The organism is Ruminococcus bovis (genome assembly GCF_005601135.1).
Taxonomy (GTDB): Bacteria; Bacillota; Clostridia; order Oscillospirales; family Acutalibacteraceae; genus Ruminococcoides; species Ruminococcoides bovis.
This window is the reverse complement of sequence record NZ_CP039381.1, coordinates 1,407,454-1,433,226: the sequence shown is the minus strand read 5'-3', so window position 1 is coordinate 1,433,226 and position 25,773 is coordinate 1,407,454. Positions and strand designations below refer to the sequence as shown.

Sequence of the window (25,773 nt, the reverse complement as noted above, 5' to 3'; positions counted from 1 at the left end):
GCATCACCATCTGGTACTATATTTTAGTATTATATTGGTTATTCCCATAGTACCAACCCATATTATAATATGAAATGTAACATTATTCAAGGTTTTGCGTAATGATTATAAAATGAGGATGAAAGAGGAGAAAACAATGAAAACATCTAAACAACTTTACAACATTGTTGTTGCAGCTCTTTTTGCAGCAATGATATTCGTACTAACATTTTTCGTAAAAGTACCAACAGGTATTGGTTACATTCACCTAGGTGACTTAGCAATTTATCTTGCAGCATCTATGCTACCAACACCATATGCAATTGGTGCAGCAGCTATCGGTGGTGGTCTTTCTGACTTTGTTGGTGGTTATATGATTTATGTTCCTGTAACAATGGTAGTTAAGGCTCTACTTGCTCTATGTTTCTCTTGCAAGAAAGACACAATCATCAATGTAAGAAATATGGTTGCAGTACTAATTTGCTGTGGTATCACAGTTGGTGGTTACTTTGCATTTGAAATTTTCTACTACGGTGCAGGTGCTTTCGGTTCATTACTTCCTAACCTACTTCAGGCTGCAGGTAGTGGTGTGCTATATATTATCATTGGTTATGCTTTTGACAAGGCAAGAATTAAAAATAAGCTAATGGCTTACAACAAATAATTTCTAAAATAATTATGAAACAGAAGAGAATTCTTTGTATTAACGACATATCATCAATGGGTAAATGTTCACTTACAATAGCATTGCCTATCATATCATCACTTGGAATTGAGGCAGTAGTTTTACCTACTGCCCTTCTGTCTGCTCATACGGTTTTTAAGGGTTACACCTTTAAGGATACTACTGAGGAGATGAAAAACACCCTAAACCATTTTGACAGTTTAGGAGAAAAGTTCGATTGTATATACACCGGTTACTTAGGCAGTAAAGACCAGGTTAAGATAGTTCTTGACTTTATAAAAGGTCACAAAGAAAGCCTTATTATCACCGACCCTGTAATGGGTGACAACGGTAGACTATACAGTGGTTTTGAAAAGGACTATCCGGAATATATGCTTGAACTTTGCAATGTTTCAGATATAGTTATGCCTAACTTAACAGAGGCTTGTCTGCTGACAAACACACCATTTGTAGAAAATCCTACAGAAAGCCACCTTGAAAGAATTTCCGATATACTTACCAACTACAGTAAGAATGTAATTATCACAGGTGTTAAGGAAGAAAATTCTGTTGCAGTTTACTCTAAAAAAGGTGACAGTAATTTACAAAAAACTGCTACAAGCAAATTGATTGACAGGCAATTTCATGGTACAGGTGATGTATTTGCAAGTACACTTTCAGGTTTCTTAACAATGGGTAAAGATTTTGAAGAAAGCATTGTTCTTGCAACTAAATTTACAGAAATGTGTATTAATCACACTGCTAACGACAAAGACTCCCAGTGGTACGGTCTGAGATTTGAAGAATGTCTCCATTATTTATATGAAATGAAATAATTTTAGAACCAAGCATTTTATTTGCTTGGTTCTTTTTTATACCTTAGTAATACAGTATTTGTATGTGTTAAAATGATATGACCCAATAAAAAAGAGGAGTAACTTCAAAATATGGTATAATGGAATCGCTAAAAAACATTAACCTAAGAAAGAAGTACTCCTCATGAATATGATAACACAAGAAGCAAAGAAAAAGCAAGCCATAGTAAAATACGCACTAAAAAAAGGAAAAGCAAAGCAAGTAGAATGTACGGTGTAAGTCTTTCAAGCGTAAAGAGATGGTGTAAACAATATGACGGTACCTGGCAATCGCTATTGCCTAAATCACACAGACCACATAGTCATCCTAACAGGCACACAAAAAGAGAAGAAAGACAAATTAGAAATTCTTTCAAAAAGTGCTATGAAAGATATGGATGGGATGGAGTATACAGTGATTTAAAGAGAAAAGGATATACAAGAAGCTACTCAGGAATGATATATGCAGCTAAAAGAATGGGCTTAGTAAAATATAAAAAGACAAAGAAAAAGAGCCGTAAGCATAGAAGATATCCGAACTGTTAATACCTGGAGAAAAGGTGCAGATAGATGTAAAAGAAGTGCCATATAATTGCTTAAGAGGTAAGGCTTTAAGGGACGGAAAGCATTTTTATCAATGGACTGCAATAGATGAATGTACAAGGATGAGATTTGTATATGGGTTTGAAGAACACACACCTGAAAACTCAACCAAATTCTTGAAAATGTTATTGAAAGAATTTCCGTTTAAAATACAGACTATTCAAACAGATAACGGAAGAGAATTCACATATAAATATCAGAGCAGTGAAGTGAAAAGTCCTTTTGAAATAGAATTAAACAAACTAGGTATAAATCATAAATTAATACCACCACGAACACCTTGGCACAACGGAAAGGTAGAAAGAAGTCATAGAAACGACCAAAATATTTCTATGATTGGGAAACATTCAGAAATATTGAAGAATTAAACACAAAATTAAAAGGACATTTGGAATGGAGTAATAACAAGACAATGAGAACACTTGATTATAAGAGTCCAATGCAGTTATTGAGTGAAAAGTTAGAATTGAAATCCATTCATTAATTAATATTCATAATCAAAATTCAGTAAAACAAGCGAAATATTAAATCGTATTTTATTTTTACCCTAAAATGGGTCATATCTATTTACAACACAGATTTTTATACCTTAGTAATACAGTATTTTTCTTGTATATTCCCTTTTCTTATGATATAATAAAATGAAAACTTTTTGTTACAAAGAGGCTATTATGAAAGACAAACAAAGAATAGTAATCAAGGTAGGTACATCTACCTTAACATATGAAAACGGCAAAGCTAATTTACGAAAAGTAGAGAAACTTTGCAAAGTAATTTCTGACCTGGAAAATCAAGGTCACGAAATGGTATTGGTTTCTTCCGGTGCTTTAGGTGTTGGTATGGGTAAACTTGGAATTACTACTCGACCAACAGAAACAAACAAGAAACAAGCAATTGCTGCTGTAGGTCAATGTGAACTTATGTTTATGTATGACAAATTCTTCGGTGAATACAACAATGTTGTTTCTCAAATTCTACTTACAAAATATGTAGTAGAAACTCCCCACAAGGAAGAAACTGTTAGAAATACTTTTATGTCACTGATTGATATGGGTATTATCCCTATTGTTAACGAAAACGACTCAGTAGCTACTGATGAACTTGAGGGTAACAAGATTGGTGATAACGACCAACTTTCTGCTATTGTTGCAAAGATTATTGATGCCGATAAGTTGATTATTCTTACTGATATTGATGGTCTGTATGACAAAAATCCTGCCACAAACAGTGACGCAAAGAAAATCAATACAGTTGAACTTATTACAGATGAAATCAAAGCAATGGCCGGTGGCAGAGGTAGCAACCGTGGTACAGGTGGTATGGCTACAAAAATTCTTGCTGCTGAAATTGCAACAGAAGTTGGCATTGATGTACAGATTATATCCGGTGAAAACCCTGAAACTATTTATGATGTTTTTGAGGGTAAACCTGTGGGTACTATTTTTATGGGAAAGGAAAAAGACAATGACTGTAATTGAACAAATGGGTGCTAAAGCAAAGGAAGCTGCAAGAGTACTTTCTGTTGCCGGTAGCAAAAAAGATTTAGCACTAAATTCTATTGCTGATGCACTAATTGAACATAAAGATGAAATCATTAAGGCTAATAACATTGACATTAAGTATGGCAAAGAAATCGGTCTTACTCCATCACTGATTGACAGACTTACACTTGGTGAGGACAGAATCAAAGGTATGGCTGACGGTGTCAGAAAGGTATCTTCCCTACCTGACCCTATAGGTAATGTAATCAGTGGTAACACTTTGCCTAACGGCTTAACAGTTACCAGAGTAAAAGTACCTTTAGGTGTTATCGGTATTATCTTTGAAGCTAGACCAAATGTTACTGCCGATGCAGCATCACTATGCTTAAAAGCCGGTAATGCAGTTATTCTTCGTGGTGGTAAAGAGGCTATTAACTCCAACAAAGCTATTGCAAAGATTATGCGTGATGCAGTTGAAAAGGTAGGACTGCCTAAAGACAGTATTCAGTTAATTGAAGATACAACAAGACAGTCCTCAACTGAGCTTATGCAGTTAAGTGACTACCTGGATGTACTAATTCCTCGTGGTGGTGCAGGACTTATTAAGGCAGTTGTAGAAAACAGTAAAGTACCTGTTATTGAAACAGGTGTTGGCAACTGTCATGTTTATGTTGACAAATATGCAGATATTGATATGGCAAGTGAGATTATTTTCAATGCAAAAACAAGCAGACCATCTGTTTGCAATGCTATTGAAACTATATTAGTTCACAAAGATATTGCAAAAGATGCTCTGCCAAAAATTAAAGAAAAGTTAGACACAAAGAATGTTCAAATCAGAGGTTGCAAAACTACTAAAGAAATTCTTGGTGATGACATTGTTGATGCAGAAGAAAGCGACTATTACACAGAGTTTCTTGACTATATTCTTGCTTGTAAGGTTGTTGACTCTATTGATGAGGGTATTGCCCACATTGCAAAGTACTCCAGTGGTCACTCAGAATGTATCATCACTAACGACTATGCAAGAGCAAATAAATTCAAAAAAGAAGTTGATGCCGCAGCAGTTTATGTAAACGCATCAACTAGATTTACTGATGGTGGAGAATTTGGTCTTGGCGCTGAAATCGGTATTTCAACTCAGAAACTTCACGCAAGAGGACCTATGGGTATTAACGAATTAACCTCATCAAAGTTTATTGTTGAGGGCAATGGTCAAATCAGAGTTTAAATCAAAAGATAGATTAATGCCATTATTAACATAGGGTCACAGTTATCGTCATAGAGAAAGAATATCATAAGAATTATTATGGTAGCTTCCTTATCCTTTAACAAAGTATCAAGAATATCACCTTGCTTTTCTTTAGGTTTATTTTGACTTTGTTTAGGTATATTAACCTTCTTATCCTTAAGCTTTTCGCTACTTTTATTTTCATCAGTAGTTGTTTCCTTAGGTTTAGGTTTTGAACTTTCTTTATGTACATTTCTGTCTGAGTAGAAAGCACCTCGCATTTTTTCTGCTCTGCGAAGTGCTTCCCTTTCCATTTCATCCACGATACTACTCCTAAAACAAACCTAGATTTTTTATGTTAGGCAACAATTTCATAATTACCATCATTTTGCGAATTTTCTGCAATTTCTCTCTCCTTTCTTCTGAGAGGAAAGGTATCATTGCATCAAACAGTCTGGTGGTGTCATCTTCCTTGTTAATGGAAGAGAAAATTGGTGCTAACTTTCCAATAATATTTGGGTCAATCCCACCGAAATCACCTAAAGGACCAAGAGAATTATTATTCTGACTTTTGTTAGGACTTGATATAGGTACTGCATTTTGATTATTTGTACTACTGTTGTTACTGACTTCATCAGTATTCAGTCCCATCATTTTCCCTAAGTTTTGGATTTCCTTTAGTTTTTCAGGATCTGACATAATCTCGTTAATTTTAGAAGTTAAATCGTCCATTAACCCATCAACTTTTTAATAATAGCCTGAGCTTGTGGAGAATTTAGGATTTTCTCACTTTGCTCTTTGTTATCAAGTATTTTTTGAATACGCTTTGCTTGATGGCTATTCATTTTGTTTAAGATATTATTTAGGTTACCTTTCTCAATGTTCTCTTTGAGGACTTCAGGTGGGGTATCTAGCCTTTGGCTAAGTCCGTTTAATAAATTATTAATTTCACTATTATTTAACATAGTATATTTCCTTTCTCTGTGCTATTAATATATTATGCAGAGTTTGGCTTTTTATGAAGGAGTAATTATGAAAATTCTTGTTTTCTCAGATACACACGGTGATGTTACAAAAATGGAAAGAGCTATTCGCTCACATTCCGATGCAGAAGCTATTATCCATTGTGGTGACGGTGAAATGGATGTTGAATATGCAAAGAGGAACTTTCCTGACAGAGCTTTTCTAAATGTTAAGGGTAACTGTGACTGGGGCAGTAGCCTTGACCCTACAATTGAAATCACCCTTGAAGGCAAGAAAATTTTTGTAACTCACGGTCATCTTTACAATGCAAAAATGGGTTTGCAAAATCTAATTTATGCCGGTAAAGAAAAGAATGCCGATATTGTACTTTACGGTCACACACACATTTCTATGAATGAATATATTGACGGTATGTATGTTATGAATCCCGGTTCTTGTCATGGTTATGGTGCTACATATGGCATTATTGATATTAGCGACAAGGGCATTTTAACCAACATTGCCTCAGCAAAATAAGGATGTGAAGTTTTGAACTTTTCCGAATTTAACGAAACAATTAAATCTCAACTAAATAATCTAACTTCACACAACAGACTACCTCATGCAATTATTATTACAGGTGGTAATGAAGAATTAAGGGACAGTGTGGCTGATTACTTATGTGTTTATGCAGTATGCAGTGAAGAAAATAAACCTTGCTACAACTGTAAAAATTGCAAGAAAGCTATGTCCCACATTCATCCGGATATTTCATATGTACAAGGCAGTACAAAATCAAAGAATTTAATTTACAATAAGGAAGTTATGGAAGAAGTTATCGGTGACACTATAATTATTCCTAACGAATCCGATACTAAGGTTTATGTGTTTAAAGATGTTGACGAAAAGTTACCTGTAATTTCACAAAATGCTTTTCTAAAAACTCTTGAAGAACCACCACAAAATATACTTTTTGTGATGACTTGTAAAGATGCAAGTGTTTTGCTGGAAACTATCCTATCAAGAAGTACAGTAATTAATATTCAAAAGGAAGATGAATTTTCTACCGAAGGTGTTTCTATTGCAGAAGAAATTGCACTTGCATTACTTGATATAAACGAATACAAACTTTTAAGTGCAACTTATAAAGTAAATAACAAGGATAGTTTTAATCAGACTATACCTTATCTTAAACTACTGATTAGAGATACTTTGTCCCTTACAGTAGGTGGTGACAAACTAAGTAACAGTTCTGTCCCTGAAAAATTAACAAGAAAATTAACAAGAGAAAAGTCACTTTCTCTTTTAAATACAATTGAAAAAGCACAAAGAATGATGAAAAGTAATGTTAACCAAAACTTACTTTCCACATGGTTGTGCTCAGAATTTAGGAGGATAACATGGCAACAGTAATAGGTGTTAGATTTAAAGAAGTAGGTAAAATCTACTACTTTGACCCTACTGATATAGATTTTAAGCAAAATGACAAAGTAATTGTAGAAACCTCTCGTGGTGTAGAATGTGGTACAGTTGCTTTAGCCAATAAAGAAGTGGAAGAGGACAAGATTGTTCATCCACTAAAGAAGGTTTTGCGTCAAGCAACAAAGAAAGACCTTGAACATCTTGCAGAAAACAAGAAAAGAGAAGTTGATGCACTAAAGATTTGTGAAGAAAAAATCAAGGCAAATAACCTTGATATGAAACTTGTTGATGTTGAATATACATTTGACAATAGCAAGATTTTATTTTACTTTACTGCTGATGGCAGAGTTGACTTCCGTCAGCTTGTAAAAGACCTTGCAAATGTATTTAGAACAAGAATCGAACTAAGACAAATCGGTGTCAGAGATGAAGCCAAAATGCTAGGTGGCTTAGGTGTATGTGGCAGACCATGTTGTTGCAACAGTTTCCTAGGTGAATTCCAGCCTGTATCTATCAAAATGGCTAAGGAACAAGGACTTTCACTTTCTCCTGTAAAGATTAGTGGTACTTGTGGCAGACTAATGTGTTGTCTAAAATACGAACAAGAGGCATATACTGACCTTATCAAGAAAACTCCAAAGGTTGGTGCTACTGTTAAGACACCTGAGGGCAAGGGTACTGTTGTTGATACTGCTTTACTTACCGGTACAATTAAGGTTAAACTTGACTCAACTCCTAGTGAAGCAGCTCCTCATGTTTATAACATTAAGGAAATTCGTCCACTGGGCAAGAACTTCCCTACTGAAAATATTGAGGAAGAACCACTAATTGAAGATGAACTGACTGATGACTTAGCAAAACTAGAAGAAGAGGAAATTGTAGCAGAAACTACTCAAGCACCTCAAAGACCTAACAAAGGTGAACGCAAGAGAAACCCTAACCATAAGTATCAAAACAGAAAGAATAACGGTGGTCACAACCAAAACCACAACCAAGGCAAAAAGCCTTATCGTAAGCCACAACAAAGAAAGCCAAGACCAAATAACAGAAACAAAAATACAAACAAAGAAGGAAATAAAAACACTTAATAATTGGAAAAAGTAGATTTTACACAAAATTTCATTGATTTTTTCCTTTTATCGTGTTACAATAGGATAAATTAATAAGGAGGTGTTCTGAATGGCATATGCTATTTCTGATGAATGTATCAGCTGTGGCGCTTGTGCAGATGGTTGTCCTGTAGGTGCAATCTCTGAAGGTGATGGCAAGTACGAAATCAACGCTGACGAATGTATCAGCTGCGGTGCTTGTGCAGACACATGCCCTGTAGGTGCTCCTGCAGAAGCATAATTTAAGATAGCGAAGTTAGTTAAACAGCAAGGTTTTTTGACCTTGCTGTTTTTCTTATATTGTAGTATAATTTTCTAGGAAACACTATTTTTAGGGGGACTGTATGCTAAATCCAAATGAACATTTTGAGCCACTTGGCAATAACATTGAAATTATTGTAAGCGACATTCATCATTTTTCTACCGACACTATAATACTTAACTACTTTTGCAACGCTAAGAAAAATGACAAAGTAATTGAACTTGGCACAGGTTGTGGAACAATCCCCTTACTTATGAAGAAAGACGATAAAGCAAAAGAAATTATTGCAGTAGATATTCAGGAAGATGCTTGTTCACTGCTTGAAAGAAGTATAAAGCATAATAATCTTGAAAATGTTACTGTAATCAACTCTGACCTTAAATACCTAAAAGGCAAAGTGCCTTTCGGTTACTTTGACCTTGTGGTATGTAACCCACCATACAAAGAAAACGGCACAGGACTGCATAACCCACATTCAGGGAAAAAAACTGCCAGACATGAGGTAGAATGTTCTTTGGAAGATATTGTAAAGGTCAGTTCTTCCCTACTTAACTTCGGAGGTAGGTTTTGTCTTTGTCAACGACCTGAAAGGCTAACTGATATTCTTGTACTTATGAGGCAATACAAAATTGAACCTAAAAGGCTAAGGCTTGTACAACAAAGGCTAAATAAGCCACCTAAGCTGGTATTAGTAGAAGGCAGAAAAGGTGGCAAAAGAGGCTTTATGACTACAGAAGAAACCTTAATGATAGAAAATAGCCAAGGAGAATATTCAGAAGAAATGCTAAAGGTTTACGGAAATTATAAGGAGCAATTATGAGTGTATTATATGTAGTAGGTACTCCAATAGGTAACCTAAATGACTTTTCCCCACGAGCAATAGAAACACTTGAAAAAGTTGATTTTATTGCTGCTGAGGACACAAGAGTAACACTAAAGCTACTAAACCATTTTGGTATAAAGAAAGAAATGGTTAGCTACTTTGAACATAACAAACTTCAAAGAGGTGAAATAATCACAAATAGAATTCTTAACGGTGAAACCTGTGCTATTGTTACAGATGCAGGTATGCCTTGTATCAGTGACCCGGGGGAACTTCTCATTATGCAATGTGAAGAAAAGGGAATTCCTACAATTGTTATTCCCGGACCAACTGCCTTTGCCTCGGCATTGGCTATTTCAGGACTACCAACAGGCAGATTTACATTTGAGGGTTTCTTAAGTGTAAACAAGAAAAGCCGTAAGGAACACCTGGAAAGTCTTATAAATGAAGAAAGAACAATGCTTTTCTATGAAGCACCACACAAACTTTCCAACACACTAAAAGACTTTGCAAATTACTTTCCAAACAGAAAGCTATCTATTGTTAGAGAAATAACCAAAATTCACGAAGAGGTTATTCGCACAACAACAGACAAAGCCTATGAAGATTATGGAGAAACAGGACTAAAGGGAGAAATAGTCCTTGTACTTGGTGGCAAACCACATAAGGAAGAAGAAGAAACATACACCCTTAGTGATGCAGTAGAGATGGCTAAAAAGCTAATTGAAAACGGAGAAAAGGCTACTACTGCCAGTAAAGAAATTGCATCACTAACCGGATTTAAGAAGAATGAGATTTATAAGGAATTACTATGACATATACTGAAGCATTAGAGAAAATACATGGTCTTTTACATTTTGGTTCAAGACCGGGACTGGACAGAATTTTAAAGTTACTTGACCTTATTGGCAACCCACAGGACAAATGCAAATTTGTTCATGTAGCCGGTACTAACGGCAAAGGTTCTGTTTGCCAAATGATTAGTTCTGTACTTACTGAGGCTAAGTACAAAACAGGACTTTTCATCTCACCTTTCATCACAGACTTTAGAGAGAGAATTCAGATTAACGGTGAAATGATACCAAAGCAGAAGTTAGCCGATATTGTAGAATACATTTATCCATTTGTAGAACAAATGGCTGAAAATGATGAAATCATTACAGAATTTGAATTTGTAAATGCTATTGCATTTTACTACTATTACATTGAAAAGTGTGACATTGTTGTACTTGAAACAGGTATGGGTGGTTTGCTTGATTGTACAAACACTATCCCTGCACCATTATGTTCAGTTATCACACCGATTGACCTTGACCATACTGCTGTACTTGGTGATACAATTGAGAAAATCACATACCAAAAGTGTGGCATCATTAAGAAAGACTCCAACACAGTTATCGGTGAACAAACTCACAAAGAAATTGAAAAGCAAATTGTAAAGGATTGTGTAGAAAAGCACAATATGTATCACTTTGCCGAGGACTGCAAAGTAAAAGTAAAACTTTCCACATTAGACGGAACAATTGTTAAATATAAAGGAAAAGAGTTTACTTTACACCTTGTAGGACTACACCAAATCAGCAACCTAAAAACTGCTTTAACTGCTATTGAAGTACTGAATAATGAGCATTACTTTGGCATCACACCTACTGGTATTGAATATGGTATTGCAAAAGCTAATAATCCGGCAAGATTTGAAGTTCTCTCAAAAGAACCTACTGTTATTCTTGATGGTGCTCACAACCCTAACGGTATGGAAGCATTTGCAAAAAGTGTTGATGAATACACAACTGCACCTAGAGTATTGATTATGGGTATGCTAAAGGATAAGGATATTACTCATTCACTTAATTTTATTGACGGTAAGTTTGACACAGTATTCACACTAACTGTTGACAATCCAAGAACAATCAGTAATGTTGAATTAGCAAAAATGTGTGAAGGCAAATTCAACAATGCTATTCCTTGTGATACACCTACTGAGGCTATTGACAAAGCTCTTGCATTAGCTGATGAAATTAAGGGTACAGTAATGATTTGTGGTTCACTTTACCTAGCCGGTGAAATCAGACCTATCTTAATGAATAAATTTAAAAAATAATTTCTATCCAACAGAATAATACAAATTTTTCAGTTCATACTATTTATTATAATAGTATGAACTTTTTTATGCTCAAATTTCAGAAAAGGAAGTTGAAAATGATTAACTCAACATATGAAAACAAGTCTCTCACAGTATTTTTAAACGGTGAGATTGACCAACACACAAGTACATCATTAAGACAAGAAATTGACTCCCAAACAGAGGCACTACGACCACAAAAGCTATCATTAGACTTTTCCAATGTAAAGTTTATGGACAGTAGTGGCATAGGCTTAATTATGGGAAGATTTCGTCAAATGTCATTAATCGGTGGAAAGCTAGAAGTTGTTAACCTACCACTTAATCTAAAAAGAATGGTGAACCTAGCAGGTATACAAACATTGGGGGTAGTAAAATGAATATTGTAAATTCTATGGAACTGAAAATCCCCTCAAAAAGTATCAACGAAAGTTTTGCAAGAAGTGTTGTGTCTGCATTTGTACTGCAACTTGACCCTACAATTAATGAACTTTCCGACATAAAAACTGCTGTATCCGAGGCCGTTACAAACAGTATTGTACATGGCTACAGAGACAGCAGTGGGATAATTTACATAAAAGGTGAAATCTCAGAGGACAACCTAATCACCATCAAAATTCGTGACAAAGGCAGAGGTATTCCTGACATAAAGAAAGCTATGGAACCACTTTTTACAACAGGTGGTGAAGAAAGAGCCGGTCTTGGCTTTGCAGTAATGGAAAGCTTTATGGACAAAGTAAAGGTAAAGTCAAAGGAAAACCAAGGCACAACAGTAACCCTATACAAGAAGATTATTAGAACAAAATATGAAAAGTCGTAATAAAATTGTAGAAGAAAATTTAGGACTTGTACATTCTTGTTGCAAAAGATTCAAGGGCAAAGGCATTGAATATGAGGACCTATATATGGCAGGTTGTGTGGGACTTATAAAGGCAGTTGATAAGTTTGATGACACATTAGGCTATAAACTAAGTACATATGCAGTACCGGTGATTTTAGGTGAAATTAAAAGGCTTTTCAGAGAAGGTGGCACAGTAAAGGTCAGCCGTAGCCTAAAGGAACTTTATCTAAAAATAAACACCCTTACCGAGAAAGAAAATAACCTTACTATAAGTGAAATAGCAGAAAAATTAGACACCACAGAAGAAAAGGTAAATGATGCACTAAATGCCGGTAGGTTGCCTATTTCATTAACCACAGAAGAAAATACTGAAATTGACCTTACAGTAAACTCTTGTGAAGAAGAATGTACCGAAAAAATCTCACTAAAAAAGGCTTTAGAGGACTTATGTGATGAGGATAACAAACTTATTGAGCTAAGATACTTTAAGCATATGACCCAGAAAGAAACAGGCAAAACTCTAAATATGACACAAGTACAAGTCAGCAGAAAAGAAAAAAGAATTTTACATAATATTCGCTCAAAAATGCTTTGCTAAATTTCCCTCCGGTAAAGCAAAAACACCTATCAGAACCAACTGATAGGTGTTTTTATTTGCGTTACTTATTAAGTTCATTTAAGTCAAATGGTGTTTGCTGATATACAAAGTAGTTTAGCCAATTTGCAAAAAGCAAGAAAGCTGTACTTCTCCACTTTTTATCAGGAATACCATCAACATTATCCTTTGGAAAATAACTGAAAGGAATTTTAGGGTTAATACCCTTTTTCAAATCTCTCTTATATTCATCAGCCAAAGTCATTCTGTCATATTCTGCATGACCAAAAACAAAAATCTTTCTGCAAGTTTTGTCAGCAACAATAGCAACACCGGCTTTTTCACTGGTAGCAAGTACATCAAGGTTAGGGTTGCTATAAATTTCTTCCGGAATACTCTCGGTGTATCTTGAATGAGGCATCATAAACACATCATCAAGTCCACGAAGTAAAGGATGATACTTAGCAGAAATTCTGTGACGGAAGATACCACTTAACTTTTCGTCAAGTTCTCTCTTATGAATACCATAGTAATGGTAAAGTCCTGCTTGAGCACCCCAACAAATATGGAATGTTGACCAAACATTTTTCTTTGCCCAATCCATAATTTCCGTTAATTCTTCCCAATAGTCAACTTCTTCAAATTCCATATGTTCTACCGGTGCACCGGTAATAATCATACCGTCATACCTAGTGTCCTTAATTTCATCAAAGGTTTTATAGAAAGTATCTAGATGATGTTGGCTAACATTCTTAGCCAAGTGACTTTTCATATGAAGTAAGTCAACATCAACTTGCAAAGAAGTGTTACTTAATAATCTAATAAGTTGGGTTTCTGTTGCAATTTTGGTTGGCATAATATTTAGAATAACAATTTTGAGGGGTCTAATATCCTGAGTAATTGCTCTGTCTTCCGGCATTACAAAAATATTCTCTTCCTCAAGTATCTTAATAGCTGGTAAATTGTTTGCTACCTTAATTGGCATAATACCCCTCCTTTTCTAAAAATTTTTAATTATTAAAGTATTTATTAATACTGCTTACCCCAGAATACCATATGCTTTGCAGGTTTGCCACAGCATACACAAGTATCTGCAATATGTTCTTCATTAAATGGAATACATCTTGACTTAACGCCATGTGTAACTTCCTTTAGCTTTTCTTCACAAGCAGTATCTCCACACCACATAGCCTTAATAAAGCCAGGGTGATTCTCGGCAATATCAATAAACTCATCATAAGTTTTAGCAGTAAATGTCTTTTCCTGCATATTCTTTAGAGCCTTTTCATACATACTGTCATGAATTGCCTGTAGAGTTTCGGCAATCTTGTCCTCTAGCTGATCCAGTGGAACAAAAATCTTTTCTCTGTTATCTCTACGAACAATAACACATTGATTGTTCTCAATATCCTTAGGGCCAAGTTCAACTCTTACAGGAACACCCTTCATTTCATATTCAGAGAACTTCCAACCAGGTGAGTTGTCACTGTCATCAAGTTTTACTCTAAACTGCTTCTTTAGTCTGTCATAAAGTTCATTTGCCTTATCAAGCACACCTTCCTTATGCTGAGCAATAGGAATAATAGCTACCTGAATTGGAGAAATCTTTGGTGGAAGTACAAGACCTTCATCATCACCATGTACCATAATAATAGCACCAATCATTCTTGTAGATACACCCCAAGAAGTCTGATGTGGATAATGAGGCTTATTGTCTCTACCTTGGAAAGTAATGTCAAACTGCTTTGCAAATCCATCACCAAAGTAGTGAGATGTACCACCCTGAAGTGCAACACCATTGTGCATCATTGGTTCAATAGTATAAGTTTCTTCAGCACCGGCAAATTTTTCTTTTTCTGTCTTTCTACCGATAACAGCAGGAATAGCAAGTGTTTCCTTATAGAAATCAGTATAAACCTGTAACATTCTTAGAGTTTCTTCTCTTGCCTCTTCCTCAGTTTCGTGCATTGTGTGACCTTCCTGCCATAGGAATTCACTTGTTCTTAGGAATGGACGAGTTGTCTTTTCCCATCTTACAACTGAACACCACTGGTTGTATAGCTTTGGCAAATCTCTGTATGTTTCAATAATCTTGCTATAGTGTTCACAGAAAAGTGTTTCTGATGTTGGACGAACACAAAGTCTTTCTTGTAGCTTTTCCTGTCCACCAACAGTAACCCAAGCACATTCAGGAGCAAAACCATCAACATGATCCTTTTCCTTCTGTAGTAGGCTTTCCGGAATAAACATAGGCATATAAACATTTTGGTGACCTGTTTCTTTAAATCTTCTGTCAAGGTCAGCCTGAATGTTCTCCCAAATAGCATAACCATAAGGACGGATAATCATACATCCCTTAATACCACTATAATCAGTTAATTCTGCTTTTTTTACAATGTCAGTGTACCATTTTGCGAAATCTTCATCACGACTTGTAATGGCAGAAACAAATTTTTTATTTTTACCCATTAATATAAACTCCCTTCAAGTCTATTACGCATTATTTTTATTATACAAAATAGGAGTAGTTTTTTCAAGTGTTTATAACGGTTTTTCCGTAAATTTACCATAAAATAAAACAAGGGTTGGCAAAAAGCCAACCCTATCGTGAACAATTAAAATTAAGAGTTCTGTTCGATATAAGCTACAAGTGAGCCTACTGTCTTAATGTTTTCAACATCTTCGTCAGGAACTTCAATGCTGAATTCGTCTTCAATTGACATTAGTAGGTCAACAACATCAAGAGAGTCTGCACCTAGATCGTCCTGTAGAGAAGTTTCTTCTGTAATTGTATCCTCTTCAACATCAAACTGTTCTGCTAGAATGCTTTTTACTTTTTCTAGTACCATAGTAATTATCCTCCTATTAAATTAACAAAATAATCCTCAGCTTTTATGGACAAATTATCATATATTTGATAAAATATATCCATAGCCGTTACAATTATAGTATAAGCAAATTGTAACTTTGTCAATATTTATTTGAAAATTTTTATATTTTATTACATTTTTAATAAGAGAATTTAAGGAGAAATTATGGCTAAACAAAAATATGCAGTAATCGGACATCCAATCGGACATACTATGTCACCATTCATTCATAAAAGACTTTTTTCTCTTTCCGGAATTGATGCAGAATATAGTGTTTATGATATTCCACCGGAAGAACTAGAAAAAAAGTTTAAGGAAGAATTACAGTACCTAAACGGTTTTAACATTACAATTCCTCATAAGCAAGGTATTATCCCACTTATTGATGAACTAGACCCAAAGGCTAAATTATATGGTAGTGTTAACACTGTATTTAACGACAACGGTACTCACAAGGGATATACTACTGACCCTGACGGTTTCTTAAAAGCACTTGAAAGTGCAGATATTCCTTTTAGTGGCAGAGTTGTAATCCTAGGTTGTGGTGGTGTTGCAAGAACAATGGCTTATGAAGCAGTTTTAGCTGACAATGACCTAACTCTTGCAGTTCGTAAAGATGATGTTAATATGGCTAAGGAACTAAAGAAAGAACTAGAGTCAATTAAGGAAACAGAAGTTAAGGTTTGCCTACTTGATGAACTAACCGGTAAAATTGATGTTCTTGTAAATGCAACACCTGTTGGTATGTTCCCTAAAGTTGACAACTGTCCTGTTAATGATGAAATCATCAAAAATTCTAAGGCAGTATTTGATGCAATCTATAATCCTTTAGAAACTCAGCTTGTACAGAAAGCTAAGGCTTTTGGCAACAAGGCTATCGGTGGTATGGCTATGTTAGTATGGCAAGCAGTAGTAGCTCAGCAAAAGTGGAATGATGTTACTTTCAACAAAGATGACATTAACCAGCTTTGCATAGACTGTCTTGAGGAGTTAAAGAATAAGTAATGAAAAATATAATTCTATGTGGTTTTATGGGTTGTGGTAAAACAACTGTTGGTGAAAACCTAAAGAAAAAGTCAGGAATGAACCTTATTGATACTGACGCATATATTGAAGAAACCGAAGGTATGACAATCTCAAAAATCTTTGAAAAATATGGCGAAAGCTACTTTAGAGATTTAGAGTACAAGGCTTGTAAAGAACTATCTAAAAAGTCAGGTATTATTATTTCTACAGGTGGTGGTGCTTTAACATTCCAAAGAAATGTTGATGTACTAAAAGAGAACGGTACTATTGTACTGATTGATGTACCACTTGAAGTACTAAAAGAAAGACTAAAGAACGACACTACTCGTCCACTACTTCAGAGACCTGACAAAGATAAGGCTATGAAAGAGCTTTATGAAAAAAGGATGCCTCTATACAAAAATGCAAGTGATGTTGTTATTAATGGTGACAACAGTCCTTTAAAGGTAGCTTCTGACATACTTAATGCAGTAAAATAAAGGTTTTTTGTATGTGCTAAAATGATATGACCCAATAAAAAAGAGGAGTAACTTCAAAATATGGTATAATGGAATCGCTCAAAAACATTAACCTAAGAAAGAAGTACTCCTCATGAATATAATAACACAAGAAGCAAAGAAAAAGCAAGCCATAGTAAAATACGCACTAAGAAAAGGAAAAAGCGAAGCAAGTAGAGTGTACGGTGTAAGTCTTTCAAGCGTAAAGAGATGGTGTAAACAATATGACGGTACCTGGCAATCGCTATTGCCTAAATCACACAGACCACATAGTCATCCTAACAGGCACACAAAAAGAGAAGAAAGACAAATTAGAAATTCTTTCAAAAAGTGCTATGAAAGATATGGATGGGATGGAGTATACAGTGATTTAAAGAGAAAAGGATATACAAGAAGCTACTCAGGAATGATATATGCAGCTAAAAGAATGGGCTTAGTAAAATATAAAAAGACCAAGAAAAAGAGCCGTAAGCATAGAAGATATCCGGAACTGTTAATACCTGGAGAAAAGGTGCAGATAGATGTAAAAGAAGTGCCATATAATTGCTTAAGAGGTAAGGCTTTAAGGGACGGAAAGCATTTTTATCAATGGACTGCAATAGATGAATGTACAAGGATGAGATTTGTATATGGGTTTGAAGAACATACACCGGAAAACTCAACCAAATTTTTGAAAATGTTATTGAAAGAATTTCCGTTTAAAATACAGACTATTCAAACAGATAACGGAAGAGAGTTCACATATAAATATCAGAGCAGTGAAGTGAAAAGTCCTTTTGAAATAGAATTAAACAAACTAGGTATAAATCATAAATTAATACCACCACGAACACCTTGGCACAACGGAAAGGTAGAAAGAAGTCATAGAAACGACCAAAGATATTTCTATGAATGGGAAACATTCAGAAATATTGAAGAATTAAACACAAAATTAAAAGGACATTTGGAATGGAGTAATAACAAAACAATGAGAACACTTGATTACAAGAGTCCAATGCAGTTATTGAGTGAAAAGTTAGAATTGAAATCCATTCATTAATTAATATTCATAATCAAAAGTCAGTAAAACAAGCGAAATATTAAATCGTATTTTATTTTTACCCTAAAATGGGTCATATCTATTTACAACACAGACGCTTTAAAGTGATAAAATATTATAACTACTACACAAATCATAAATTTTGTGTTATAATGTATTTTATATGTATGATATAAATGAGTATAAGGATAGGAAATGAGGAAATAAAAAAATGATTATAGTTCTTAAAAGAGGATTAGACAAGAAAACTATTGAGGATTTTTCTACTTCTCTAAAAAAGAAATACAATGTTGAAGTAAATCAGTGGCAAGGTGTTAACGAAACTGTTTTAGGTCTTATCGGTGACACTACTGCTATTGATATTGGCACAATTAATGCTCAGGATGTTGTTTATTCTGTAAGAAGAGTTCAAGAACCATATAAGAAAGCTAACAGAAAGTTCCATCCTGATGATACTGTTATTACACTATCTAACGGTACAAAAATCGGTGACGGTAGCTTAACACTAATGGCAGGTCCTTGCTCTGTAGAATCAGCAGAACAGGTAACAGAAATTGCAAAGGCAGTTAAAGTTTCAGGTGCTAATGTACTTCGTGGTGGTGCTTTTAAGCCAAGAACTTCACCTTATTCTTTCCAAGGTCTAAAGGCTGAGGGTCTTGAACTACTACTAAAGGCAAAGGAAGAAACAGGTCTTCCTATTGTTACAGAAATTATGAGTGAATCTGACATTGACCTATTTAAGGATGTTGATATTATCCAAGTTGGTGCAAGAAATATGCAGAACTTCACTCTACTAAAGAAACTAGGTAAACTTGATAAACCTATCTTACTAAAGAGAGGTCTTTGTGCAACTATTGAAGAATGGCTAATGAGTGCCGAATACATTATGGCTGAGGGTAATGAAAAGGTTATCCTTTGCGAAAGAGGTATTCGTACATATGAAAAATATACAAGAAACACTCTTGACCTTTCAGCTATTCCTATTGTTAAGAGTTTGAGCCACCTACCTGTTGTTGTTGACCCAAGTCACGCTACCGGTATGAACTGGCTTGTTGAACCATTAGCAATGGCAGCAGTAGCTTGTGGTGCAGACGGTCTTATTATTGAAGTACACAACGACCCACCTCACGCACTATGTGACGGTGCACAGTCACTTACACCTGAAGAATTTGACTCAGTTGTAAAGAAAGTAAATAAAATCAAGTCAGCCCTATAAAGGATGAATAAAATGAAAATAGCAGTTGTTGGTTTAGGTATTATTGGTGGTTCTTACTGTAAGGCCATTAAGAAATACACAGACCACTATGTAATTGGTATAAACAGAAGTCCACTTCCACTGGAGAAAGCACTAAAGTGTGGAGCTATAGATAAGATTGGTTCTGCTGATGACCTATCCGATATAGATATAGTTATCCTTGGTGTTTATCCCGGTGCTGCTGTTGACTTCATTAGAAAAAACGGTGACAAAATCAAGAAAGGTGCTATTGTTACAGATACTTCCGGTATTAAGACAGAAATCTGTGATGACTTAACTGCACTTAGCAAAGAGTTTGGCTTTACATTTGTTGGTGTTCATCCAATGGCAGGTAAAGAGAAAAACGGCTTTGATGTTTCTGACGGTGACCTTTATAAAAATGCCAGTTGCATTATTGTACCTTGTGGTGCAGATGATGAATCGGTAAAGAAAGTTGCTGACTTTAACCTTTCTATCGGTTTTGGTGGTATCAAAATCACCACACCGGAAGAACATGACAGAATGATTGCTTTTACAAGTCAGTTACCTCATGTACTTGCTTGTGCATATGTTCTTTCTCCTAACTGTATGAACCACAAGGGGTTTTCTGCCGGTAGTTACCGTGATGTATCAAGAGTAGCTAATATTAACGCAGAACTTTGGAGTGAGCTTTTTATGGAAAACAAAGCACCACTACTAAAGGAACTTGAAACTTTAATCAAAAACATCAGAGATATAGAAGATGCTATATCAAAGGATGATAAAGAAAAACTTATGTCCTTACTACAAAAAGGACATGAAATTAAGGAGGCTTTAGGCGAATGAAAAAGCTTAAAGTAAATACAGGAAGAAAGTATGAGATTATAATTGACAGAGGAATAATCAACCACTGTGGTGAATACATCAAAAAGGTTTCTTCCCCAACAAGAATTGCTGTTGTAACAGATAGCAATGTTCACGCATTATATAGTCAAAGTGTTATCACTTCCTTAAAGCAATCCGGATTTATTGTTTCAGAATTTGTCTTTAAGGCCGGTGAAACATCAAAGAACTTTAGAACTATTGAAGCAATTTATAGTCACTTAGCTGACAACAATATCACAAGAAAAGATATGATTCTTGCTCTTGGTGGTGGTGTTACGGGAGATATGGCAGGTTTTGCTGCTGCAACATACCTAAGAGGTATTGAGTTTGTACAAGTACCTACTTCCCTATTGGCACAGGTTGATTCATCAGTTGGTGGCAAAACAGGTTATGACATCCCACAAGGTAAGAACCTTGTAGGTGCTTTCTGGCAACCTAGTGTTGTACTTATTGACCCTGATACACTTTCTACTTTACCTGAAAGATACCTAAATGACGGTATGGCAGAAGTGATTAAGTATGGTTGCATCAAGTCTGCCGGTTTATTTAGACTACTAAAGAAAGGCAGAGATGAACTTGATATTGAAAACATTATCCACAGATGTGTTTCTATCAAGAGAGATGTTGTTCAGAAAGATGAAAAAGAAAGTGGCGAAAGAAAGCTACTTAACTTTGGTCATACTATCGGTCATGCACTTGAGAAAATTTACGAATACAAGAAACTTTCTCACGGTGAGGCTGTAGCCATTGGTATGGTTATGATGACTAAAGCCAGTGAAAAGGATGGTTATTCTCCTAAGGGTACTGCTAACAAAATTGCAGAACTTTGTGAGATGTACAACCTACCTACTCATGATGACAGTGAAGTTAGAGATATTGCTTTTGCTGCACAAAGTGACAAGAAAAGTTCTGGTCACAACATTGATGTAGTAATACTAAAGTCTATTGGGGATGCTACAGTATCAACAATGGATTTGAGAGATTTTCAACAATATATTGATGTTCCGGAGGAAGTATAAATGACAACTGTACAGATAACACCTGCTAAACTAAAAGGCACTGTTACCATACCTGCATCAAAAAGTGACTGTCACAGAGCTATTATCTGTGCTACACTTTCTATGGGTAAATGTACAATTTCTCCTATTACACTTTCTCAAGACATTGAGGCAACTATATCTTGTGTCAATGCTCTTGGAGCTAAAACAGAAGTTAAGGGTGACACGCTGACTATTGACAGCAGTCACCTTTTTTCTAGTGGTAGGGGTACTTTTGATTGTTGTGAAAGTGGTAGCACATTAAGATTTTTTATTCCTGTAGTCAGTGCTTTGGGAATTAGTGGTCACTTTGTTGGCAAAGGCAGACTTCCACAAAGACCTATCGGTATTTACCTTGATTTACTACCTACTCATGGGGTAGAGTGTGAAACTGAGGGTGGTTTGCCTCTTGATACTAAGGGTAAATTGCAGAGTGGTACATATTCCCTACCGGGTAATGTATCAAGTCAGTTTGTAACAGGACTACTACTTGCTTTACCTTTACTTGATGGTGACAGCAAGATTGTACTTACTTCACCTCTTGAAAGTGTGGGTTATGTAAATATGACAATTGACACCATGAAAAGATTTGGTGTAACAGTTGAAGAAACCGAATACGGCTACTTTGTAAAGGGTAATCAGCACTACACTCCTCACGACTACACAGTACAAGGTGACTGGAGTCAGGCAGCATTCTTTATGGTTGCCGGTGCATTTGGTGGTGAAATCACCGTAAAAGGAATTGACCCAAATTCCACACAAGGTGACAGAGAAATTTGTAATTTAATTAAAAAATTCGGTGCTGATATTGAGATTGGCACAGACTTTGTAAAAGTTAAGAATAAAGGTGACTTAAGAGGAATTAACATTGATGCAAGTCAAATTCCTGACCTTGTACCTGTACTTGCAGTATGTGGCAGTGGTGCTTATGGTGTCACAAAAATCTACAATGCAGAAAGACTGAGAATCAAAGAAAGTGACCGACTAAAGACCACTTGTGAGGCTATTAATAACCTAGGTGGTATGGTAGCTGAGGTTGATGACGGTTTAATTATTCAAGGTGCAGGTATGCTAAACGGTGGCAAAGCTGAAGGCTGTAACGACCACAGAATAGTTATGGCAAGTGCAGTTGCATCAATTATTTCAAGAAACAAAGTTACTGTTACTGACGCACAAGCTATCAACAAAAGTTATCCTAACTTTTTTGAGGACTTTAAGAAACTGGGAGGTAATGTAAATGTCATCAACAATAGGTGAAAAAATTAAAATTTCAGTATTTGGTGAAAGTCACGGCAAGGCTATCGGTGTTGTTGTTGACGGTTTACCTACCGGTATGAAAATAAATATGGACAAGGTTCTTCACGAAATGAAGAGAAGAGCTCCCGGTAATGACAAAACTGCTACTCCAAGAAAAGAAGCTGACTTTCCTGAAATTCTTTCAGGTGTAGTTGATAATGTACTTACAGGTGCACCACTTTGTGCAATTATCCACAATAACAATACAAAGAGTAAGGACTACTCCGATATTAAAAGATGCCCTAGACCCGGACATAGTGACTATCCGGCATATGTAAAGTACAATGGCTTTAATGATATTGCCGGTGGTGGTCATTTTAGTGGCAGAATTACTGCTCCTATAGTTTTTGCCGGTGCAGTATGTAAGCAACTGCTTGAAGAAAAAGGCATTAAAGTTACTGCTCATATTAACAGTATCGGCAATGTGTATGACGAAGAATTTAATCCTTGCAACATAGATGATGAAACAATAGACAGACTACTTAACAGTTCTTTCCCACTTATTGATGAAAGCAAGGAAGAATCTATGCGTAAGGTTGTTGCAGACGCATCAGCAGACAAAGATTCTGTTGGTGGCACTATTGAATGTGGTGTTGTTGGTGTTAAAGCCGGTATTGGCGAACCAATGTTTGATGGTATTGAGGGCAGAATTGCCAAAGCTGTATTTGGTATTCCGGCAATGAAAGGCATTGAATTTGGCAAGGGCTTTGACCTTGCAGAAATGCGTGGCAGTGAAAGCAATGACAATTTCCGTTATGATGAAAATGGAAATGTATATACAAAGACAAATAATTGTGGTGGTATTCTTGGTGGCATTACAAACGGTATGCCTATTGTATTTAAGGTTGCAGTAAAGCCAACACCATCTATTGCTCAAAAGCAAGAAACTATCAATCTTGAAACTAAAGAGAATGATATTCTTGAAATCAAAGGCAGACATGACCCATGTATTGTCCTAAGAGCAGTACCGGTTATTGAGGCAATCACAGCTATTACAATACTAGATTTACTTTCATAAGGTGTGAAGATAATGAGAGATTTAAAAGAAATAAGAGAAGAAATCAACGAAATTGATGAAAAACTTATAGAACTTTTTAAACGCAGAATGGAATGTGCTAAGGATGTTGGCAACTACAAAAAGGCAAACAATATTCCTATTCTTAACCAAGACAGGGAAAATGAAATTCTTGATGATGTTCTTGTTCGTGGTGGAGAATACGGCTATGCAGCACAGTTACTGTTTAGCAATATTATGGAGCTTTCAAGAGCATTACAACACAATATTGTTGGCTCAGGTAAAGAGATGAAAGAGCTTATTGAAAATTCTTCTCCTAACATTCCATACAACAAAAATACTAAGGTAGCTTGTCAAGGTATTGCAGGTGCTAACAACCATGAGGCTACTCTAAAGATTTTTCCTGACTGTGAACCTCAGTTTTGTAAAAGTTTCAAAGATGTATTTATGGCTATTGAAAATGGTGAGGCTGACTATGGTGTGCTACCGGTAGAGAATTCTACTGCCGGTTCGGTAAGTGATGTTTACGACTTAATCTTAAAGCACAGATTCTATATTATTAAGTCACTTGACTTGCCAATTCACTACTACCTAGCATCAATCCCACAGGCTAATTTAGAAGATATTGAAGAAGTATGGTCACATCCACAAGCACTTGCACAATGTAGCGACAAAATAACTGCCAACAACTACAAGACTTTACAATCTGCTAATACTGCAGTAGCTGCAAGAGATGTTGCAAACAGTAAGAGAATTAACCTTGCAGCAGTTTGTAACGGTAGTGCCGTAAAGGAATATGGCTTAAAGGTACTTGCTGAAAATTACGAAAACAGAAGTGACAACACAACAAGATTTATTGTTATTTCTAAAAAACTATACATTCCTGAAAATGCTGAGAAAATCAGCCTATGCTTTGGCCTACCTCATGTTACAGGTACACTTTACAGTGTGCTATGTAGATTTAGTTCCCTAGGTCTTAACTTAACTAAAATTGAGTCAAGAACAATGGCTAACAAGCCTTTTGAATATCTATTCTATCTTGACTTTACAGGTAATGTTAAAAATGATGAAGTTACAAAACTTTTATGTGCATTAAGTACAGAATTACCTGAATTCAGCTTTCTAGGTAACTATGAAGAAGACTTCGCATAATCATTTTGAGTATATTCTAACAATATAAAATTTAAAATAAGTTTTTAAAACCACTATTGTATTACACAATAGTGGTTTCCTTTTGCCGATTTTTTATTATTTTCGTTTGCACTACAAATTAGGGTTTGTAGTGCTAGATGTAAAGTGTTAAATTTTAGCAAATAAGGCTCCCTTGTGTAAAGGGAGCTGTCGCTCGTAAATTGGAAGAATGACAATTTACTCTTAAAGAGCGACTGAGGGATTGTTATGGTACATACTATTTACTATATCAATTTTATTCGATAGATAACTTTTATCTAATCGTACACATTTTATATAGAGAACACAATCTACCGTGACAATCCCTCTGTTTTGCATACGCAAAACATCTCCCTTTACACAAGGGCGACTGGCGAATATGTACAAATTCAAGGTAACTACATAGGACAAAATAACAACAAACTTTTGGCTTACGGTCGTAGGGGCGAACACCGTTCGCCCGTTAAAAAGTGTGATACCTATGGGATTTTTGTCCTATATGCAGACTATAAATTTATAATAACTACATAGGGCAAAGTACCTATATAAAGGCTAGTTTGTAACGGGACATCAATTAAGTAAACATCAAAGAAAACGAGCCATAGGCAAAGTTTGATTTGCTAATGTGAACTTATGCAAAAGTTTTTTGTAAAAAAACTTTTGTTGAAAGACCCTACACCTGTTAGCCACACTTTAACGATGGTATAAGGTATGATATTTTTGTAAATTTTTCTTTATGTTAAATGAAAAATAAACTTTTCTCTAACCACAATAAA

At 35.5% G+C, this 25,773-nt stretch carries 30 protein-coding genes and 1 pseudogene; 25 read left to right on the top strand and 6 right to left on the bottom strand.

Features of this window, described 5'->3' with window-relative positions; translation table 11 throughout:
- Window positions 1–136 precede the first annotated feature (136 nt).
- The 6 genes from E5Z56_RS06705 (at window position 137) to E5Z56_RS06680 (ending at window position 4,812) form a co-directional block, all read left to right on the top strand.
- Window positions 137–643, top strand: coding sequence for a TIGR04002 family protein (locus E5Z56_RS06705; RefSeq protein WP_175405404.1), 507 nt, complete (start codon window positions 137–139; stop codon window positions 641–643).
- A 14-nt stretch (window positions 644–657) separates the two neighbouring features.
- The gene (locus E5Z56_RS06700) at window positions 658–1,479 is read left to right on the top strand and encodes a pyridoxamine kinase (RefSeq protein WP_138157133.1); all 822 of its coding nucleotides are present in this window, start codon (window positions 658–660) and stop codon (window positions 1,477–1,479) included.
- A 246-nt stretch (window positions 1,480–1,725) separates the two neighbouring features.
- Window positions 1,726–2,043 (top strand): hypothetical protein, encoded by a 318-nt coding sequence (locus E5Z56_RS06695; protein ID WP_138156060.1) that lies wholly within the window; start codon window positions 1,726–1,728, stop codon window positions 2,041–2,043.
- Between the two features lie 14 nt (window positions 2,044–2,057).
- Window positions 2,058–2,468, top strand: a complete 411-nt coding sequence (locus E5Z56_RS06690) for a DDE-type integrase/transposase/recombinase (protein ID WP_175405403.1) — start codon at window positions 2,058–2,060, stop codon at window positions 2,466–2,468.
- 303 nt (window positions 2,469–2,771) lie between these two features.
- Complete coding sequence (gene proB / locus E5Z56_RS06685) at window positions 2,772–3,578, top strand: glutamate 5-kinase (RefSeq protein ID WP_138157131.1); 807 nt, start codon at window positions 2,772–2,774, stop codon at window positions 3,576–3,578.
- Window positions 3,565–4,812: a glutamate-5-semialdehyde dehydrogenase gene (locus E5Z56_RS06680; RefSeq protein ID WP_138157130.1), complete on the top strand. Its 1,248-nt coding sequence runs from the start codon at window positions 3,565–3,567 to the stop codon at window positions 4,810–4,812. The genes proB and E5Z56_RS06680 overlap by 14 nt, the downstream gene beginning before the upstream one ends.
- On the opposite strand, the gene E5Z56_RS06675 is transcribed toward E5Z56_RS06680, so the two are convergent.
- From E5Z56_RS06675 to E5Z56_RS06665, 3 genes are read right to left on the bottom strand one after another with little or no spacing between them, the layout of a single operon-like run.
- Complete coding sequence (locus E5Z56_RS06675) at window positions 4,809–5,135, bottom strand: hypothetical protein (protein ID WP_138157129.1); 327 nt, start codon at window positions 5,133–5,135, stop codon at window positions 4,809–4,811. The genes E5Z56_RS06680 and E5Z56_RS06675 overlap by 4 nt on opposite strands.
- A 10-nt stretch (window positions 5,136–5,145) precedes the next feature.
- A complete protein-coding gene (locus tag E5Z56_RS06670) occupies window positions 5,146–5,544 on the bottom strand; it encodes a hypothetical protein (RefSeq protein WP_138157128.1) in 399 nt (132 codons plus the stop codon).
- Window positions 5,544–5,777, bottom strand: a complete 234-nt coding sequence (locus tag E5Z56_RS06665) for a hypothetical protein (protein ID WP_022506029.1) — start codon at window positions 5,775–5,777, stop codon at window positions 5,544–5,546. The genes E5Z56_RS06670 and E5Z56_RS06665 overlap by 1 nt, the downstream gene beginning before the upstream one ends.
- Window positions 5,778–5,844: 67 nt before the next feature.
- Here E5Z56_RS06665 and E5Z56_RS06660 point away from each other — a divergent pair, with 67 nt between their 5' ends.
- From E5Z56_RS06660 to E5Z56_RS06615, 10 genes and pseudogenes are all read left to right on the top strand, one after another.
- On the top strand, window positions 5,845–6,312 hold the full coding sequence (locus E5Z56_RS06660; RefSeq protein WP_138157127.1) for a metallophosphoesterase: 468 nt from the start codon (window positions 5,845–5,847) through the stop codon (window positions 6,310–6,312).
- 12 nt (window positions 6,313–6,324) lie between these two features.
- Entirely contained in the window at window positions 6,325–7,188 is an 864-nt protein-coding gene (locus E5Z56_RS06655) for a hypothetical protein (RefSeq protein ID WP_138157126.1), read from the top strand.
- A pseudogene (locus E5Z56_RS11895) lies at window positions 7,176–7,970 on the top strand (PSP1 domain-containing protein); the annotation flags it as partial. The gene E5Z56_RS06655 and the pseudogene E5Z56_RS11895, both read left to right, overlap by 13 nt.
- Window positions 7,971–8,376: 406 nt before the next feature.
- A complete protein-coding gene (locus tag E5Z56_RS06645) occupies window positions 8,377–8,547 on the top strand; it encodes a DUF362 domain-containing protein (protein WP_022506025.1) in 171 nt (56 codons plus the stop codon).
- 103 nt (window positions 8,548–8,650) lie between these two features.
- Window positions 8,651–9,388, top strand: coding sequence for a tRNA1(Val) (adenine(37)-N6)-methyltransferase (locus E5Z56_RS06640; RefSeq protein WP_138157124.1), 738 nt, complete (start codon window positions 8,651–8,653; stop codon window positions 9,386–9,388).
- Window positions 9,382–10,206 (top strand): 16S rRNA (cytidine(1402)-2'-O)-methyltransferase, encoded by an 825-nt coding sequence (gene rsmI / locus E5Z56_RS06635; protein WP_138157123.1) that lies wholly within the window; start codon window positions 9,382–9,384, stop codon window positions 10,204–10,206. Before E5Z56_RS06640 ends, rsmI begins: the two co-directional genes overlap by 7 nt.
- Window positions 10,203–11,492: a bifunctional folylpolyglutamate synthase/dihydrofolate synthase gene (locus E5Z56_RS06630; RefSeq protein ID WP_138157122.1), complete on the top strand. Its 1,290-nt coding sequence runs from the start codon at window positions 10,203–10,205 to the stop codon at window positions 11,490–11,492. The genes rsmI and E5Z56_RS06630 overlap by 4 nt, the downstream gene beginning before the upstream one ends.
- 98 nt (window positions 11,493–11,590) lie before the next feature.
- A complete protein-coding gene (locus E5Z56_RS06625; RefSeq protein WP_022506021.1) occupies window positions 11,591–11,893 on the top strand; it encodes an anti-sigma factor antagonist in 303 nt (100 codons plus the stop codon).
- Window positions 11,890–12,333 carry an anti-sigma F factor gene (spoIIAB, locus tag E5Z56_RS06620; RefSeq protein ID WP_138157121.1) on the top strand — a complete coding sequence of 148 codons (444 nt, stop codon included), beginning with the start codon at window positions 11,890–11,892 and terminating at the stop codon, window positions 12,331–12,333. The genes E5Z56_RS06625 and spoIIAB overlap by 4 nt, the downstream gene beginning before the upstream one ends.
- A complete protein-coding gene (locus E5Z56_RS06615) occupies window positions 12,320–12,952 on the top strand; it encodes a sigma-70 family RNA polymerase sigma factor (RefSeq protein WP_138157120.1) in 633 nt (210 codons plus the stop codon). The genes spoIIAB and E5Z56_RS06615 overlap by 14 nt, the downstream gene beginning before the upstream one ends.
- Before the next feature lie 61 nt (window positions 12,953–13,013).
- Here the strand turns inward: E5Z56_RS06615 and metA are convergent, their stop codons facing one another.
- The 3 genes from metA to acpP all read right to left on the bottom strand — a co-directional run bounded on the left by metA (window position 13,014) and on the right by acpP (window position 15,798).
- Complete coding sequence (metA, locus tag E5Z56_RS06610; RefSeq protein WP_138157119.1) at window positions 13,014–13,934, bottom strand: homoserine O-acetyltransferase MetA; 921 nt, start codon at window positions 13,932–13,934, stop codon at window positions 13,014–13,016.
- Window positions 13,935–13,978: 44 nt separating this feature from the next.
- Window positions 13,979–15,418, bottom strand: coding sequence for a proline--tRNA ligase (gene proS / locus E5Z56_RS06605; protein WP_138157118.1), 1,440 nt, complete (start codon window positions 15,416–15,418; stop codon window positions 13,979–13,981).
- Between the two features lie 152 nt (window positions 15,419–15,570).
- The gene (gene acpP / locus E5Z56_RS06600) at window positions 15,571–15,798 is read right to left on the bottom strand and encodes an acyl carrier protein (protein WP_022506016.1); all 228 of its coding nucleotides are present in this window, start codon (window positions 15,796–15,798) and stop codon (window positions 15,571–15,573) included.
- Between the two features lie 186 nt (window positions 15,799–15,984).
- On the opposite strand from acpP, the gene aroE reads away from it, so the two are divergent.
- The 9 genes from aroE (at window position 15,985) to E5Z56_RS06555 (ending at window position 24,979) form a co-directional block, all read left to right on the top strand.
- A complete protein-coding gene (aroE, locus tag E5Z56_RS06595) occupies window positions 15,985–16,824 on the top strand; it encodes a shikimate dehydrogenase (protein ID WP_138157117.1) in 840 nt (279 codons plus the stop codon).
- Entirely contained in the window at window positions 16,824–17,324 is a 501-nt protein-coding gene (locus E5Z56_RS06590; RefSeq protein WP_138157116.1) for a shikimate kinase, read from the top strand. Before aroE ends, E5Z56_RS06590 begins: the two co-directional genes overlap by 1 nt.
- Before the next feature lie 112 nt (window positions 17,325–17,436).
- Window positions 17,437–18,381 (top strand): DDE-type integrase/transposase/recombinase, encoded by a 945-nt coding sequence (locus tag E5Z56_RS06585; RefSeq protein WP_138157115.1) that lies wholly within the window; start codon window positions 17,437–17,439, stop codon window positions 18,379–18,381.
- 211 nt (window positions 18,382–18,592) lie between these two features.
- Window positions 18,593–19,597, top strand: coding sequence for a 3-deoxy-7-phosphoheptulonate synthase (gene aroF, locus E5Z56_RS06580; protein ID WP_138157114.1), 1,005 nt, complete (start codon window positions 18,593–18,595; stop codon window positions 19,595–19,597).
- Window positions 19,598–19,609: 12 nt separating this feature from the next.
- Entirely contained in the window at window positions 19,610–20,440 is an 831-nt protein-coding gene (locus E5Z56_RS06575) for a prephenate dehydrogenase (RefSeq protein WP_138157113.1), read from the top strand.
- The gene (aroB, locus tag E5Z56_RS06570) at window positions 20,437–21,498 is read left to right on the top strand and encodes a 3-dehydroquinate synthase (RefSeq protein WP_138157112.1); all 1,062 of its coding nucleotides are present in this window, start codon (window positions 20,437–20,439) and stop codon (window positions 21,496–21,498) included. The genes E5Z56_RS06575 and aroB overlap by 4 nt, the downstream gene beginning before the upstream one ends.
- A complete protein-coding gene (gene aroA / locus E5Z56_RS06565) occupies window positions 21,499–22,773 on the top strand; it encodes a 3-phosphoshikimate 1-carboxyvinyltransferase (protein ID WP_138157111.1) in 1,275 nt (424 codons plus the stop codon).
- Window positions 22,754–23,830, top strand: a complete 1,077-nt coding sequence (gene aroC / locus E5Z56_RS06560; RefSeq protein WP_138157110.1) for a chorismate synthase — start codon at window positions 22,754–22,756, stop codon at window positions 23,828–23,830. Before aroA ends, aroC begins: the two co-directional genes overlap by 20 nt.
- Window positions 23,831–23,842: 12 nt before the next feature.
- Complete coding sequence (locus E5Z56_RS06555) at window positions 23,843–24,979, top strand: chorismate mutase (RefSeq protein WP_138157109.1); 1,137 nt, start codon at window positions 23,843–23,845, stop codon at window positions 24,977–24,979.
- Window positions 24,980–25,773 lie beyond the last annotated feature (794 nt).

What these genes read in the sequence shown, in the direction of transcription:
- E5Z56_RS06625 (WP_022506021.1), top strand. Translation starts at nt 11,591, where the DNA reads ATGATTAACTCAACATATGAAAACAAGTCTCTCACAGTATTTTTAAAC.
- E5Z56_RS06590 (WP_138157116.1), top strand. Translation starts at nt 16,824, where the DNA reads ATGAAAAATATAATTCTATGTGGTTTTATGGGTTGTGGTAAAACAACT.
- E5Z56_RS06680 (WP_138157130.1), top strand. Translation starts at nt 3,565, where the DNA reads ATGACTGTAATTGAACAAATGGGTGCTAAAGCAAAGGAAGCTGCAAGA.
- E5Z56_RS06665 (WP_022506029.1), bottom strand. Translation starts at nt 5,777, where the DNA reads ATGTTAAATAATAGTGAAATTAATAATTTATTAAACGGACTTAGCCAA.
- E5Z56_RS06630 (WP_138157122.1), top strand. Translation starts at nt 10,203, where the DNA reads ATGACATATACTGAAGCATTAGAGAAAATACATGGTCTTTTACATTTT.
- aroC (WP_138157110.1), top strand. Translation starts at nt 22,754, where the DNA reads ATGTCATCAACAATAGGTGAAAAAATTAAAATTTCAGTATTTGGTGAA.
- E5Z56_RS06705 (WP_175405404.1), top strand. Translation starts at nt 137, where the DNA reads ATGAAAACATCTAAACAACTTTACAACATTGTTGTTGCAGCTCTTTTT.
- E5Z56_RS06660 (WP_138157127.1), top strand. Translation starts at nt 5,845, where the DNA reads ATGAAAATTCTTGTTTTCTCAGATACACACGGTGATGTTACAAAAATG.
- E5Z56_RS06615 (WP_138157120.1), top strand. Translation starts at nt 12,320, where the DNA reads ATGAAAAGTCGTAATAAAATTGTAGAAGAAAATTTAGGACTTGTACAT.
- E5Z56_RS06585 (WP_138157115.1), top strand. Translation starts at nt 17,437, where the DNA reads ATGAATATAATAACACAAGAAGCAAAGAAAAAGCAAGCCATAGTAAAA.
- E5Z56_RS06670 (WP_138157128.1), bottom strand. Translation starts at nt 5,544, where the DNA reads ATGGACGATTTAACTTCTAAAATTAACGAGATTATGTCAGATCCTGAA.
- aroF (WP_138157114.1), top strand. Translation starts at nt 18,593, where the DNA reads ATGATTATAGTTCTTAAAAGAGGATTAGACAAGAAAACTATTGAGGAT.
- acpP (WP_022506016.1), bottom strand. Translation starts at nt 15,798, where the DNA reads ATGGTACTAGAAAAAGTAAAAAGCATTCTAGCAGAACAGTTTGATGTT.
- E5Z56_RS06575 (WP_138157113.1), top strand. Translation starts at nt 19,610, where the DNA reads ATGAAAATAGCAGTTGTTGGTTTAGGTATTATTGGTGGTTCTTACTGT.
- proS (WP_138157118.1), bottom strand. Translation starts at nt 15,418, where the DNA reads ATGGGTAAAAATAAAAAATTTGTTTCTGCCATTACAAGTCGTGATGAA.
- E5Z56_RS06645 (WP_022506025.1), top strand. Translation starts at nt 8,377, where the DNA reads ATGGCATATGCTATTTCTGATGAATGTATCAGCTGTGGCGCTTGTGCA.
- proB (WP_138157131.1), top strand. Translation starts at nt 2,772, where the DNA reads ATGAAAGACAAACAAAGAATAGTAATCAAGGTAGGTACATCTACCTTA.
- aroB (WP_138157112.1), top strand. Translation starts at nt 20,437, where the DNA reads ATGAAAAAGCTTAAAGTAAATACAGGAAGAAAGTATGAGATTATAATT.
- aroE (WP_138157117.1), top strand. Translation starts at nt 15,985, where the DNA reads ATGGCTAAACAAAAATATGCAGTAATCGGACATCCAATCGGACATACT.
- E5Z56_RS06555 (WP_138157109.1), top strand. Translation starts at nt 23,843, where the DNA reads ATGAGAGATTTAAAAGAAATAAGAGAAGAAATCAACGAAATTGATGAA.
- E5Z56_RS06640 (WP_138157124.1), top strand. Translation starts at nt 8,651, where the DNA reads ATGCTAAATCCAAATGAACATTTTGAGCCACTTGGCAATAACATTGAA.
- metA (WP_138157119.1), bottom strand. Translation starts at nt 13,934, where the DNA reads ATGCCAATTAAGGTAGCAAACAATTTACCAGCTATTAAGATACTTGAG.
- E5Z56_RS06695 (WP_138156060.1), top strand. Translation starts at nt 1,726, where the DNA reads ATGTACGGTGTAAGTCTTTCAAGCGTAAAGAGATGGTGTAAACAATAT.
- spoIIAB (WP_138157121.1), top strand. Translation starts at nt 11,890, where the DNA reads ATGAATATTGTAAATTCTATGGAACTGAAAATCCCCTCAAAAAGTATC.
- E5Z56_RS06700 (WP_138157133.1), top strand. Translation starts at nt 658, where the DNA reads ATGAAACAGAAGAGAATTCTTTGTATTAACGACATATCATCAATGGGT.
- aroA (WP_138157111.1), top strand. Translation starts at nt 21,499, where the DNA reads ATGACAACTGTACAGATAACACCTGCTAAACTAAAAGGCACTGTTACC.